Here is a 14,523-nt window from a genome sequence, read left to right as displayed (position 1 = left end):
AGCATCCCTTTCGACATGTCCCGAACAATCACTTCATGGTCTCCCGCGGCACCTTCCGGCGAGGCGAACGCATCAGGATTGTCCGAAACAGCCGTCCGATGGCCGGTCCTTGACGGCTCCCCGGGGGCAGACAGCCCTCGGACGGGCCGCCTACCCGCATGGACGGCCCGGGTACTCGTCGCTCTCGGGTACGCCCGCCGCACGCATCCGGCGCAGGATCTCGGGCAGGGCCGCCGGGTCCTCGATCTCCGCCGGGCAGTTCGTCTCCGTGTCGAAGACCATGGTCTCCGCGGCCCTGTTCCAGATGACCCAGCGGCACCGGCCCTCGCCGTCCTGCCAGAAGTGCCCGTAGTCCTCGGTGACGTGCGCCCGTCCGCTCACGGTCAGACCTCCGTGGACTCCACGAGGGACAGAGGACGCAGATCGGTCCAGTGGGCCTCGATGTACTCCAGGCACGCCGCCCGGGTGTTCTCGTGGAAGACGGTCGTCCAGCCCCCGGGCACCTCGGCGAAGGACGGCCACAGCGAGTGCTGGCCCTCGTCGTTCACCAGGACCAGGAAACGGCCTTCGGCATCGTCGAACGGGTTGGTGCTCATGTTCAGCGTCTCCTCGGGTCCGGACGGTGGAGGGCGGCCGCGTCGCCTTCGGCAGCCTCGGAAGGCGAACCGGGGGAAGGCGAACCGGGGATGGAAGGAAATACCAAGCTCAGGTTAGGCTTGCCTAATTCGCGAGCTTAGTCTTCCGTCCCCCCTCTCACAAGGAGACGTCCGCACATGGAGAGCGTCTTCGACAGGTACGGGCTGTCCGGCACACCCGGCACCGACGAGTTCTGGGAGGCGGCCCGAGCACCTGTCTCCAGGCCTGCCGACGACGGCGGTTGGGTGACGTTGTTCCTGTGGCGCGGGACCGGGGCACGCATCGGCTTCGAGAGCTGGTCGGATCCGGTGCCCCTGCGCCGCTGGGACGACACGGACTGCTGGTACGCCGAGGTGCGCATGCCCCCGCGGCTGCGGGTGACCTACCAGTTCCTCACGGACGACGCCGCGTACGCCGACCCGTTGAACGCGGCCGGCGCGGGCGCCGACCGGTCCCTCGCGGCGACTCCGGACGCCCCCGACCAGCCCCACTGGCCGCTCATCGGTGCCGATGACGTCCTGCCTCTCCCCCGCACCCGGCTCCGCTGGGCCAGTGAACGGCTCGGTGGGCGGCGTACCGTACGGGTCCATCCTGCGGGCGGGGGCGGGCCGGTGGTCCTGCTGCTCGACGGGGACGACTGGCTCTACCTGCACCCGGCCATGACCGCGTTCGACTCGGCCGTCGCCGTCGGCGCGCTGCCCCCCGTCACGCTCGTCTTCCTGCCGGCGAGGGACCGGGAGGCCGAGTTCGCGTGCCGGCCCCGGTTGTGGGAGGCGATCCGGGAGGAGCTGCCGCCGCTGCTCGCGGAGTCCGGCGTACCCGCCGACCGGGACCGGCTGGTGGTCGCGGGGCAGAGCCTCGCCGGGCTGAGCGCGATGTACGCGGCCCTTCGGTTCCCGGACCTGGTGTCCCGCGTCGCCTGCCAGTCGGGGTCGTTCTGGTGGACGCCCGACACCATGCACGGGCCCGACCCCCTGGGCGGCCCGGTCGGCGGAACCCTCGCCGCGCTCCTGCGGGAGGGCCCCGACCTGTCCGGCCTGCGGGTCGCGTTCGACGTGGGGGAACACGAGACGCGGATGCTGCCCCACTGCGCCGCGGTCGAGACCCTGACCGAACAGGCCGGCGCGACCGTACGGACCTCACGGTCGGCGTCGGGCCACGACCGGGCGGGCTGGCGGCACGCCCTGCTCAGGGATGTCGCCTGGGCCCTCGGGTAAGAGCCCGGGTCACAGGCTCTCCAGGGCCGTCCGGACGGTCAGCGGGCCACCGCCAGGCAGTACTCCTCGTCGCCGGCCAGCAGGTTCCGGTGGGTGTCCTCGGCGGTGACGACGCCGTCGTCGAGGACGAGGACCCGGTCGGCGGCGTCCAGGAGAGCCGGGCTGCTGGTGATCACCACGGTGGTGCGGCCCCGCCGGAGCTTCGCGACGTTGCGGGCGATGAGCTGTTCCGTGACGGCGTCGACGGCCGTCGTCGGATCGTGCAGGACGAGGACGTCGGTGTCGGCGGCCAACGCGCGGGCCAGGGACAGCCGTTGGCGCTGTCCCCCGGACAGGTTCGCGCCGCGGTCGCGGACGCCGTAGTCGAGTCCCTCGCGGTGCAGGGCGACGACGTCGGTCAGCATGGACGCCTCCACGGCCTCGGAGACCGTCCGGCTGGTGCCCGGCGGGTCGATGTTCGAGCGGAGGGTGCCCGCGAAGATCTCCGCGTCGTATGGATTGACCAGCAGGTGCTCACGGACCGCCTCGACCGACAGATCCGCCAGGTCCCGTCCGCTGATCCGCACCGCCCCCTCGTACGCGTCGGGCGGGACGCGCACGGCCAGCACCGCCGCGAGGTCGGCCGCCACACGTGGCTGATAGGCGGCGATCGCCACGAACTCCCCGGCGGACACCTGGAACTTCAGCCGGCGCAGCGTGCCGTACCGAACGCCGTCGACCTCCAGGTCCCCGCCCGGTTCCGGGCGTTCCGTGCCCGGGGTGGTCACCGGGGGCGCGGCCAGTACCAGCGCCATCCGCTCGGCCGACGCGCGGGCGATCATCACGTACTTCGGCATCTCCGAGAACAGCTTGAGCGGTTCGATGATGAACTGGGCCAGGCCCACGGCCATCACGAGTTCCCCGATGGTGATCCGGCCGGCGAACGCCAGCCACCCGGCCATCAGCGTCACGGCGGCGGCGAGGATCGCGTTGAGCGCCAGCGCGGTGCCCGCGTACACGCCGTTGACCCTGGCGACGGTGACCGCCTGGTGCTTCGCCTCGGTGCTGACGCTCCGGTAGGACAGGAACGCCTGGTGGTTGCCGCCGAAGCCGTGCAGCGGGCGCAGTCCGGTGATCAGGTCGGCGACCTTGGCGCCCGCCCGGGCCACCCGGGCCTGCTGTTCCCGCGTACTGGTGCCGATCCGCTTGGACATCACGCTCAGGATCGACAGGATCGCGACGGTGCCGACGATCACCAGCAGGCCGAGCCGGAGGTCGGCCAGGCCCAGCGCGACCGCCGCGACCAGCACCGCGACCAGCGAGCTGATCAGCAGCGGCACCACCTCGATGATGTCGGCGGTCTGGTCGGCGTCCTCGGTGGCGATGGTCAGCACCTCGCCGGACTTGAGGTCGACGTCCCTGGCCACCGGCTTCAGTCCGCAGGCCGCGACGCGCACCCGCCAGCGGTGCGCCTCGGTCGTGTTGGCCTTCTGGAGGATGCGCATGCCGAACCTCCACGACAGCGACACCGTCGTGATGATCACGGCCAGCGCGCCGATCGACAGGGCGAGCGCACCGGGGCTCCGGTCCCGCAACGCGTGTTCGACGATCAGGCCGAGCGCGATGGGGAAGGCGGTCTCACCGGCCTGGTAGAGGCCCATGAGGGCGGTGCCCCCGGCCATCGCGCCGATGTTGCGGCGCAGTGCGGTGCGCAGGATGTCGGCCCCCGTGCGGGGCCGCTGCGTGTCAGGAGTGCTCATCGATGTGGTGGGCCATCGCTTCCGGGGTGCGCAGGGTGAACAGGTCTCGGATCGTGATCACGGGGCCGAACTCCCGGCGGAGCAGCCCGATCAGCCGTACCGCCAGCATGGAGTGCCCTCCCAGGGACACGAAGTCGCTCACCGCGCTCACCTCGTCGTCGTCCAGGTCCAGTGCCTCGGCGAAGTACTCGCACACCAGGGTCTCGGTCTCCGTCTCCGGGCCCCGTTCGCCCGCCGTGGTCAGCGCGCCCAGCGGCTTGGCCTCGGGCAGCGCCTTCGTGTCAGCCTTCCCGTTCACCGTCAGCGGGATGCTCTCGACCTGGGCGTAGTGCGTCGGGCGCAGGAAGTCCGGCAGTCCGGCGCCCACTTCGGCGGCGACCGTCGCCAACTCCGCCCCGGCCAGGACCAGATAGGCGGCCAGCCGGTACGCCCCGTCGACCTGCGGGTCGGGCTGGGCGACCGCGGCGACGAACCGCACCGCGGGGTGTGCCGCGAACACGGCCTCGACCTCGCCCAGTTCGACCCGGTGCCCCCGGATCTTGACCTGCTGGTCGGTGCGGCCCAGGTACATCAGGTTCCCGTCGGGCCGCCGGACCACCAGGTCCCCGGTGCGGTACATGCGCTCGCCGGGCGCGCCGAACGGGCAGGCGACGAAGCGGTGCGCGGTCTGGGCGCTCTGCCCGAGATAGCCGCGCGCGATGCCGATGCCCGACACGTACAGCTCACCGGGAACACCGTCCGGCAGGGGCCGCAGCCACGGGTCCAGGACGTACACGTCGGTGTTGTCGATGGCCACGCCCACCACCGGGTCCTGGCACTCGAAGGTGCCGACGCCGAGGGTGTTGATGGTGTACTCGGTGGGCCCGTACAGGTTGTAGCCGACCGTGCCCTCGGTCTCCGCGAGCCGTCGCCACAGCGTCGGGGTGACGGCCTCACCGCCCAGCAGCACCAGCGCCGGACGCCGCTGCGGATTGTCCAGCAGCCCTTCGGCGACCAGCTGTTGGGCGTAGGTCGGGGTCACGTTGATGACGTCGATCCCGTGTTCCAGGCAGTACTGGACCAGCCGGGGCGCGTCACGCCGCAACTCCTCGTCGCAGATGTGCACTTCGTGGCCGTCGGCGAGCCACAGCAGTTCCTCCCACGACATGTCGAACGCGAACGACACGGTGTGCGCGATCCGGAAGGTGCGGTGGCCGTGCTCGGCCAGCACGGGTTCGAAGATGCGGCGCTGATGGTTGATCAGCATATTGGTGAGCCCGGCGTACTCGGTCACCACGCCCTTGGGCTTCCCGGTCGAGCCGGAGGTGTAGATGGTGTACGCGGGGTGCCGCAGGCGGTTCGGGTCGTCCGGCGCGAACGTCACGAAGGGCTCGGCCTCCGGGAGGGGGCGGTCCAGTTCGATCAGGTCGCCGGTCAGCCGGGGCGACACCGCGCTCACCGTGAGGGTCACGTCCGGGCGGGCGTCCGCGACGATCGCGGCGATCCGCTCGTCCGGGTGGTCCAGTTCCAGCGGCACGTACGCGGCACCGACCCGCAGGACGGCGAACAGCGCCACGATCGAGTCCAGGGAGCGCGGTATCGCGAGGCCCACGTTGGTCTCGGGGCCGATGCCGCGCCGGGCGAGCACGCCCGCCACCGCGCGGCTGCGGTCCCGCAGTTGGGCGAAGGTCATGGTCCGCCCGTGGGCGACGAGCGCGACCCGCTGCGGATCGCGGTCCGCCGCCCGGTCGAACCGGTCGACGACGGTGTCCGTGCCGACATCGGTACGCGTCTCCGCCGAGGGGTCCGGCCCCAGCCCGCGCAGCGCGCCGACCGGTCCGGTCGCCCGGGCCACGTCGTCGAGCACGCGCAGATAGTCGTCGAGCAGCCGGCGGGCGTTGTCGGTGTCCTCGTCGCGGTATTCCAGCTTGACCGTGAGCCGGTCGCCGGGCGTGACGACCCACGTGAACGGATAGTGGGTGGAGTCGTCCGCCTTCACCGAGGTGATGCCGTGCCGGGCGTTCATCGCGGCGAAGGCGTCCATGTCCAGGAAGTTCTGGAGCACGAACAGGTTGTCGAACAGGGTGTCGTGCCCAATGGCCCGCTGGATCTCGCCGAGCCCGAGGTGCTCGTGCTCCATCGCCTCGACCCTGGCCGTCTGCACGGCCGTCAGGTACGCGCCGACCGTGTCGTCCGGCCGTGCCCGCGTCCACTGGGGCACGGTGTTGAGGAGCACGCCGACGATCTCGTCCAGGCCCTCGCCCTCCCGGCCGGAGACGGTCACACCGAACACGGCGTCGCTTCGGCCGGTGCGGGCGCCGAGAAGCAGGCCGAAGGCGCCGGTGAGCACCGAGTTCAGCGTGACGCCGTGCGCCTTGGCCGCTTCCCTCAGCAGGTCCGATTGCTCCGGCGACAGCGTGTGCAGGAGGGTGCGCGGCAGGTCGTCCGTGAGGGCCGGCGCCGGTCCGGCGAGCAGTGTCGGGCCGGGGAGGGCGGCCAGGTGCTCCGCCCAGAAGCGTTCCGCCGCGGCGGAGTCCTTGGCGTCGAGCGCCCGGGCGTGGTCCTCGAAGCCCGGGGTGGCCGGGACGGGGTCCGGGGAGTCACCGGCGAGGATGGACTCGTAGGCGTCGAACAGGTCCCGCAGCACGATCTCGCGGGACCAGCCGTCCCACAGCAGCAGGTGGTAGCTCAGCAGCAGGCCGTCGCGGTCGTCGGGCAGGCGCACCACGGTCAGCCGGACCAGCGGCGGCCGCCCCGGGTCGAACCCCGTGTCCCGGTCCCGGGCGCGCAGGGCGTCGACCTCCGCGTCCGTCGACAGCCGGACCGTGCGGACATCAGCCCGCTGCCCCGCCTTAAGGACCTGCACCGGGTTTCCGTCGTCGTCGGTGGTGAAGCCGGCGCCCACGACCGGGTGCCGCGCCATCACGTACGTCATCGCCTCGGCCAGTGCCTCGGTGTCCAGGCTCCGGTCGAAGGTGAACCAGCTCTGTGCGACGTAGTGTCCGGCCGAGCCGGCCATCTGTGCCTGGAAGAACAGGCCCCGCTGGAGCGGGGTGACCGGTGCGGTGCGCTCGGCTGTCGTGGCGGCGTCCGCGATGCGCTGGAGGGCGCGGTGCCAGTGCTCGGTGATCTCGTCGGGGACGCCCTCGGCGAGGGTGAAGGCGGCGTGCAGGCTTCCGGTGGCCTCGTCGAGCCAGGCGTTGACCTCGACGGCGTAGGGGCTGCCCTGCTCGCCGCCGGTGATGTGCAGTGCCTGGGCCTCGCTGCCCCGGCCGAGGTAGTTGAACAGCACCTGCGGGCGGGCGGTCAGCAGGGGGGCCGTCTGCGGGTTGAGGTACCTGAGCCGGCCGTAGGCGACGTGGGCGCGCTCGTCGGGCTGGCGTTCGGTGACCTCACGCGCCGCCGCGACGGGATCGGTGTGGGCCGTGAGCCGTACGGGCGCGATGGAGGTGAACCAGCCGACCGTGCGGGTGTAGTCGTGGTGTTCGAGGACCGGCACCCGGCCGTGCCGCTCCAGATCGATCGCGAGATCGGTGGGCGAGGGCTGGATGCGGGTCAGCGCGGTGCGCAGCGCCCCGCACAGCAGTTCGGTGAGCCCGACGCCGAGGGCGGCGGGCGCGGTGCGTGTCAGGCGTTCGCTGACCTCGGGCGCGAGCACCACCGTGGTCTCTCGCGGTTCCTCGGCCGTGGGCAGCAGCGGGGGCGCCTGGAGCGTGGCGATCCAGTGCGGGAGGTCGTCGACGGCATCGGCCGACCGGGCCGCCAGTGCCTCGGCGTACTCGGCGTACGACGTGGTCGGCGCCGCCAGGCTCTCGCCGCGCAGGGCGGTGGCCAGGTCGTCCAGCAGGACCAGCCAGGACACCGCGTCGACGGCGAGGTGGTGCACGGTGACCACGAGGGTCCGGCTCGCCTCCAGCCACGAGAACGCGATGACGTCCCCGGATTCGGGATCGAGCCGCCCGGCGGCCTCGTTCGCCGCCGTCGTCGCGTCGGTCGTGTCGGGGCGTACGACGGTGGCGTCGCCGGCGGGTTCGGTGCGGAGGGTCCACACTCCGTGTGCTGTGTGGAGCCGCAGCCTCAAGGCCGGGTGTGCGGCGACTACGGCATTGGCCGCGCGCTGGGCGTCCGTGAAGCCGGTGCCTTCTGGGGCCTGGAGGGTCCTGGCCTGGGCGAACCCGGTGAGCGACCCGCCCAGTTCACGCTGCCGCAGGATGATCGGCGTCGGGGGCAGCGGGCCGTCCTCGCGGCGGGCGGGGACCGTCACCGCGACAGGGGGCGTGCTCGTCGCCAGGTGTGCGGCGAGGGCGCGCGGTGTCTTGTGCAGGAACACGTCCCGCGGCGCGATCGCCAGGCCCAGCGCCCGGGCCCGGTTGATCACGGTGATGGCGAGAATGCTGTCGCCTCCGGCACGGAAGAAGTCGGTGTCGGCTTCGACGGGGGTGCCGCGCAGTGTGTCGGCGAAGATGCCGGTCAGGGCGGCGAGTGTGTCGTCCGCGGCCCGGTGGGGGCCGGTCGCGCCCGCAGGGGGTGCGTCGGCCGCGCGCTGGACGAGCGCCCTCCTGTCCAGCTTGCCGTTCACGGTCAGCGGCAGCGCGTCGATCGTCAGCACGCGGCCCGGCACCATGTGCGCGGGCAGTTTCGCCGACAGCAGCTCGGTGAAGCCGTCCGGCACCCCGCCCACCACATGCGCCACCAGATGATCATCGCTGTCCGCCACGGTGACGGCCACGTCGACCACGCCGTCGAGCTCCCGGACCGCGGTCTCCACCTCGCCCAACTCGATGCGGAATCCCTTGAGTTGGACCTGGTCGTCGGCGCGGCCGACGAACTCCAGCTCGCCGCCGAGCGTACGGCGGGCGAGGTCACCGGTGTGGTACATGCGGGAGCCGTCGCCCGCGAAGGGGTTCGCCACGAACCGGCCGGCGGTGAGCCCGGGCCTGCCCAGGTAGCCGAGCGACACCTGGTCGCCGGCGACGTAGATGGCACCCACCCGCCCCGGCGGCACCGGCCGGAGCCGGTCGTCGAGCACATGGGTGACCAGGCCGGGAATCGGACCGCCGATCGGGCTGACGTCGTCGCCGGAGCCGAAGTCCCCGTCGGTCAGCACCCGGTGGGTGACGTGGACGGTGGTCTCGGTGATGCCGTACATGTTGACCAGCTCGGGCGAGGCGGTGCCGTGTCGTTCGACCCAGCCGCGCAGCCGCCCGAGATCCAGCGCCTCGCCGCCGAAGATGATCCGGCGCAGGGCGGGCAGCGGTTCACCGGCGTGCCGGTCGGCCTCGATGAACTGGTAGAACGCCGACGGAGTCTGGTTGAGGACGGTCACCCCGCGCTCGCGGACCAGCCGGTGGAAGTCGAGCGGGGAGCGGGTCAGCCCGTGCTCCGGAACCAGCAGCTCGGCGCCGTGCGTCAGCGCGCCCCACAGCTCCCAGACCGCGAAGTCGAAGGAGAAGGAGTGGAACTGGACCCACACGTCGTGCGGCCCGAAGCCCATGTCGGGCCGGGTGTTGGCGAGCAGCGTCACCACACTGGAGTGCGGGACGACGACCCCCTTGGGCCTGCCGGTCGAGCCGGACGTGTAGATCACGTACGCGGGATCGTGCGGACCGGCCTCGCGCCCGGGCCCGGTGCTCCGCGCGGACAGCCCGTCCGGCAGCGGGTCTCCCTGGACCAGCACGTGGGCCGACACGCCCGCGCGGGACAGCAGGTCCGTGAAGCGGTCCCGCTGCGCACGGTCCACGAGGACGACCTGCGGCGCGGAGTCGGCGAGGACGTACTCCAGGCGTTCGTCCGGGTAGGCCGGGTCCAGGGGCACGTAGGCCCCGCCCGCGCCGACGATCGCGACCAGGGCGACGACCTGCTCCACGGAGCGCGGTACGGCCACGGCGACCCGCTTGCCGGGCGCGACCCCAGCGGCGCGCAGCACCGAGGCCAACTCGTTCTTCGCGTCCGCCAGTTCGCCGTACGTCAGGGAGCGTCCGGCGCCGTCGAGAGCGCACTGGGTGACGGCGGTGGCGTCCGGGGCGCGGCGCGCGGCGGTGTCGAACAGCTCGCCCAGCGTCGTCGGGGTGACGGTCGCGGGGTGCCCGCTGCCCTCGGACACCAGGTCGTCGACCAGGGTGTCGGGCCGGGTGAGCAGGCCGGTGAGGGTGTGCGTGAAGGTGCGCAGGATGTCCTGGGCGCCCCTCTCCCCCAGCAGTTCACCGTCGTAGATCAGATTGAGGCGCGGGCGACCGTCGGAGGTGCGCTCCACGACGAGCGTCAACGGGTAGTGCGGGGCGCCCTCGTTGACGATGTCGGTGATGACGAGGGTGTCGTCGGGCCGCCGCAGCGCGTCGACGTCGGTGGCGACGTCGAACACCACCAGGGTGTCGAAGAGGGCTCCGGCGCCTGCCCGGCGGCCGATCCTGGCGAGCGAGACATGCTGGTGCGGCAGGACCGCGCTCTGGTGCTTGCGGACCGCGGCGAGCAGGTCGCGTGCGGTGGTGGTGTCGGCCCAACGGGCGCGCACGGGCACGGTGTTGATGAACAGCCCGACCATGTCCTCGATGCCGGGCACGTCGGCGTCGCGCCCGGACACCGTGGAGCCGAACACCACGTCCCTGCCGTGCAGGATGCCGCCGAGCGTCACCGCCCAGGCGCTGTGCACGGCCACGCTCAGCGGGACGCCGGCCGACCGGGCCGCCGTGTCGATGTCGGTTTCGGGTTCCACGGCGGTGTCGGCGAACCGGTCCGACGGGGTGTGCTCCGGGGCCACCAGCGAGGGGGCGGGCAGTTCGGCGAGCTGGTCGCCCCACACGCGGTCGCTCTCGTCGTCGTCGCGTCCGGCGAGCCACCGTACGTAGTCGGGGAAGCCGCCGATCGGATGCACGGTGCCCGGCGCGTGGTACTCGGCCAGAAGGGCGCGGAGCATCGGCGGGACCGACCAACCGTCGGCGATGATGTGGTGCACGGTCTGCACCAGGACGTTCCGGCCGGAGCCCGCGCGGATGAGGGTGTACCTCATCAGGGGGCCGGTGGCCAGGTCGAATCCGGCGCGGCGGTCCCGCTCGGCGTGCTCGCGGATCTCGGCGTCGGTGGCGCCGGGGCGGTCGAGTGTGGTGAAGGGCGCCTCCACCCCGCTCTCCAGCACGGACACCACACGGCCGTCGGCGAGGGCCACGAACCGCGCGGACAGGTTGGGGTACAGCGTGAGCAGCCGGGTGGCCGCCGCCGCGAGCCGGGCGGCGTCCACCTCGCCGTCGAGCGTGAGCAGTTGCTGCTCGACGTAGCTGCCTGCCGAGTCGTCGTCGAAGACCGAGTGGAAGTACAGGCCCTCCTGCAAGGGGGTCAGCGGCAGGACGTCCCGCAGCGCGGGCCCGTCCAGGGCGTCGACGTCGGCCTGCGTGAGCGGCACCAGGGGGAAGTCGCTGGGCGAGTGTCCGCCCCCGTCGAGAGCGGCCAGTGCGGTCAGGGAGGCCCGGAAGTACTCGCCGAGCGTGGCGATGTCCTCGTCGGTGAACAGTCCGTCGGGCCAGGAGATGGTGGTGACCAGCTCGTAGTCGCCGCCGGTCGCGGTGGATTCGGCGATGGCGTTGAACTCCAGGGCGCGCGGCAGGCGCATGTCCGGGTCGCGCTTCTCGCCCAACTGGCCCGTGGTGCCCGCGTGCTGCCAGTCGCCGGACACGCCCGCGTCGAAGCGGCCCAGGTAGTTGAACAGCACCTGCGGGGCTGGCGCGTCGAACTCGGTGTGGGCGAGGTAGCGCAGGGCGCCGTAGGAGACGCCGTTGTCCGGGACCCGGGCGAGATCCTCCTTGACCGCCTTGAGCGCGGCGGCCAGGTACTCGGGGGCGGTGAGGTCGGGTGCCGTGCCGGGGTCGACCGTCACCGGGAACAGGGTGGTGAACCAGCCCACGGTCCGCGACAGTTCGGGTTCGAATCCGGCGGTCGCCGCCACGAACCGGCCTTCACGGCCGTGCCCCTCCAGTTCGATGTGCGCGAACGTCTGGTCCTGCCCGAGGCGGCGGCGCCAGCGGGCGAGGGTGACGGCGAGGGCTGTCAGCAGTACGTCGTTGACGCCGGCGTGGAAGCGCGCGGGGACCGTGCCCAGGAGCGCGGCCGTGACGTCGGGGCCGACCGAGACGGTCCGCAGCCGCTCCCGGGCCACGGTGTCCGCCCCGGACAGGGCACGCCTGCCCACCGGTTGGTCCGTTCCCGGCAGGGGGCGCCGGTAGTAGGCGCTGTCCGCGTCGAACGCCGCGCGTTCCAGCAGCTGGGTCCAGCGCCGGAACGACGTGCCCACCGGGGGCAGTTCGACCGGTGCGCCCGAGGCGAACTGCCGCCAGGCGGTGGCCAGGTCGTCCCGCAGGATCCGCCAGGACACGCCGTCGATCACCACGTGGTGGGCGACCAGGACCAGTTGGCGTGCCGCGCGGCGCCACACGGCCCGCAGCATCACGCCGCCCGCCGGATCCAGTCCGTCGGTGGCAAGGGCGAGGCAGTCGTCGAGTGGGCGGTCGCTCTCCTGCCATGCCACGGCGGCATGGTCCGCCTCCGGGATGTCGAAGCTCCAGCGGTCGCCGCGCACGAGCCTGGCGCGCAGCATGGGGTGCCGTGCGGCCAGGGCGGTGAGGATTGCGTCGAGGGCGTCGGCGGTCAGGTCCGCGGGGGTGTTGAGCACCGCCGACTGCACGAACCCGTCGATCGCGTCGGTGGTCTCGCCAAGCCACCGCACGATGGGTGATCCCACGACGGGACCGGTCGGGACGTCCCGGTGGTCCACGGTGGTGAGGTCCTCACGGCTCGCCACCGCCGCCAGCGCGCCCACGGTGGTGTGGGTGAAGATCTGCCCGGCGGTGACGTGCAGGCCCTTCTCCCGCAGCGCGCTCAGCAGGGAGATGGCCAGAATGCTGTCTCCGCCGAGCTGGAAGAAGTCCTGGTCGACGCCGACCTCGTCCAGCCTCAGCACCGCGGCGACGGCCGCGCACACCGCGCGCTCGTCGTCGGTGGCGGGCGGGACGAGCGCGCCGGTGCCGATCGCGGGCTCCGGCAGCGCGCGCCGGTCGATCTTGCCGTTCGCGGTGAGCGGGAACGCGTCCAGGACGACGAGGTGGGCGGGCACCATGTACTCCACGAGGTGCTCGGCGGCCCACGCCTTGACCTCGTCCGCCCGCAGGTCCTCGCTCCCGGTGGCCGGGATCACGTACCCGACCAGGTAGGTGCCGCCCGCCGTGTTCTTCCTGGCGACGACGCAGGTGTGCCGTACCCGGGGGTGCTCGGCGAGGCCGGACTCGACGTCCTCGATCTCCAGCCGCATGCCGCGGATCTTGATCTGGTTGTCGGCGCGGCCGAGGAAGTCCAGCGAGCCGTCCGGCGTGAACCGGGCGAGGTCACCGGTCCGGTAGAGCCGGGAGCCGTCGTCGGCGAAGGGGTTGGCGACGAACCGGGACGCCGTCAGACCGGGGGCGCCGACGTAGCCGCGCCCCAGGAGGAATCCGCCGACGTACAGCTCGCCGCCGACCCCGACGGGTACCGGGCGCAGTTCGTCGTCCAGCACGTACAGCTGGGTGTTGGGGTTGGCCTTGCCGATCGATGTCGACAGGCGTTCGGCCGCGCCCCGGTAGATGACGTGGGAGACGCCGATCGTCGTCTCGGCGGGGCCGTAGCCGTGGTACATGGGGATGTCGAGCTTGGTGCGGAACCGCTCGTACAGTTCCGGGGTCAGCACTTCGCCGCCGCACCACACGTGCCGCAGGCTGTCCAGGCGGTCGGAGTCGCCGGCGATCTCCAGCAGGACGTCCAGCATGGACGACACGAGGTACGTGAAGGTGACGCGCTGCTCGGCGATGACGCTCAGCAGGTGGTGCGGGTCGCGTTCGCCGCCGGGCCGCAGGACCACCAGCCGGCCGCCGGACACCAGCGGCAGGAAGATCTCGTTGATGGAGATGTCGAAGGACAGCGGGGCCTTGAACAGCGAGGCGTCGTCGTGGCCGAAGCCGAGGATCTCCTCCACCTGCCACAGCAGGCGCTCGCTGATCGCCTCGTGCCGGATCATCGCGCCCTTGGGCCGCCCGGTCGAACCGGAGGTGAAGATGACGTACGCCAGGGCGGCCCCGGGGACGGTGACGCCGGTCCCGCCGGTGGGCAGGGAGCCGAACCGCCAGTCGTCGAGGTCGACGGCCACGGCTGCCGGTTCACCCGGGTCGTGCTCGCCCGAGGCGTTGAGCTGCGTGACGACCCCGGCGTCCTCGATGACGACGGCCCGGCGCGCGGCGGGCCACTGCGGGTCCAGCGGGACGAACGCGCAGCCCGCCTGGAGCACGCCGAGCAGCCCGATCACCATGTCGGCGCCGCGGCCCAGGGAGATGCCGACGACCTGTTCGGCGGCCAGTCCGCGGTCGAGCAGATGGTGGGCCAACTGGCTGGACAGCTCGGCCACCTGACGGTAGGTCAGCGACCGGTGCCCGTCCACCACGGCGATGGCGTCCGGCCTGGTCCGCGCCTGCTCGCGGAACATCTCCACGATGGTGGGGCGGATCCGGTCGGTTCGGGTGTCGTTCCACTCGGCCAGGGCCTGGAGACGGGCAGCCGTGTCGGCCGGGGCGAGGGTGCCGAGGGGCCGGTCGGGGAAGTCGGCCAGGTCGTCCAGGGCCAGTTGCGCTTCGGCCTGCCCGACGCCTTCGGGAACGGCGATGCTCCAGCCGTCCGTGCCCGCCTCCCGGCTGCCGGGTCCGGTCCCCCCGCCGTCGGCCCATGCCAGGACGTCGGCGAACGGTGTGGCGGGGGTGAGGTCGATGCCGTCGGGGCTCCGGCCCGTCGCCCAGTAGTGCAGCGCCATGGCGCAGGCTTCGGCGATGGTCCGGTCGGAGCGGTCGCCGGTGCGCCGACGCACGTCGGCCAGGCGGGTCGCGGAGAGCAGGACGAGACGAGCGCTCGGTTCCATCATCGAAGACTCAGCACCCTTTCCACACCAT

General features: G+C 72.4%; 5 protein-coding genes. 1 reads left to right on the top strand and 4 read right to left on the bottom strand.

Translation table 11 applies throughout. The features are described from left to right. Positions 1–150: 150 nt before the first annotated feature. Together SLINC_RS37220 and SLINC_RS37215 are read right to left on the bottom strand one after the other, a co-directional pair. On the bottom strand, positions 151–381 hold the full coding sequence (locus SLINC_RS37220; protein WP_067442828.1) for a hypothetical protein: 231 nt from the start codon (positions 379–381) through the stop codon (positions 151–153). 2 nt (positions 382–383) lie between these two features. Beyond that, positions 384–596 carry an MbtH family protein gene (locus SLINC_RS37215; RefSeq protein WP_067442823.1) on the bottom strand — a complete coding sequence of 71 codons (213 nt, stop codon included), beginning with the start codon at positions 594–596 and terminating at the stop codon, positions 384–386. A 177-nt stretch (positions 597–773) separates the two neighbouring features. Here SLINC_RS37215 and SLINC_RS37210 point away from each other — a divergent pair, with 177 nt between their 5' ends. Then, on the top strand, positions 774–1,853 hold the full coding sequence (locus SLINC_RS37210) for an alpha/beta hydrolase-fold protein (protein ID WP_067442821.1): 1,080 nt from the start codon (positions 774–776) through the stop codon (positions 1,851–1,853). A gap of 38 nt (positions 1,854–1,891) precedes the next feature. Here the strand turns inward: SLINC_RS37210 and SLINC_RS37205 are convergent, their stop codons facing one another. Then, entirely contained in the window at positions 1,892–3,592 is a 1,701-nt protein-coding gene (locus SLINC_RS37205; RefSeq protein ID WP_067442819.1) for an ABC transporter ATP-binding protein, read from the bottom strand. Continuing rightward, positions 3,579–14,495: a non-ribosomal peptide synthetase gene (locus tag SLINC_RS37200; protein ID WP_067442817.1), complete on the bottom strand. Its 10,917-nt coding sequence runs from the start codon at positions 14,493–14,495 to the stop codon at positions 3,579–3,581. The genes SLINC_RS37205 and SLINC_RS37200 overlap by 14 nt, the downstream gene beginning before the upstream one ends. Positions 14,496–14,523: the final 28 nt, after the last annotated feature.

This window comes from Streptomyces lincolnensis, assembly GCF_001685355.1.
Taxonomy (GTDB): domain Bacteria; phylum Actinomycetota; class Actinomycetes; order Streptomycetales; family Streptomycetaceae; genus Streptomyces; species Streptomyces lincolnensis.
Note: the sequence above shows the minus strand (reverse complement) of the source record. Positions and strands in the feature narration are given on the sequence as shown.

Bases quoted from the DNA above. Each gene is read 5' to 3' on its own strand.
- SLINC_RS37215 (WP_067442823.1), bottom strand. From the start codon at position 596: ATGAGCACCAACCCGTTCGACGATGCCGAAGGCCGTTTCCTGGTCCTG.
- SLINC_RS37210 (WP_067442821.1), top strand. From the start codon at position 774: ATGGAGAGCGTCTTCGACAGGTACGGGCTGTCCGGCACACCCGGCACC.
- SLINC_RS37205 (WP_067442819.1), bottom strand. From the start codon at position 3,592: ATGAGCACTCCTGACACGCAGCGGCCCCGCACGGGGGCCGACATCCTG.
- SLINC_RS37200 (WP_067442817.1), bottom strand. From the start codon at position 14,495: ATGATGGAACCGAGCGCTCGTCTCGTCCTGCTCTCCGCGACCCGCCTG.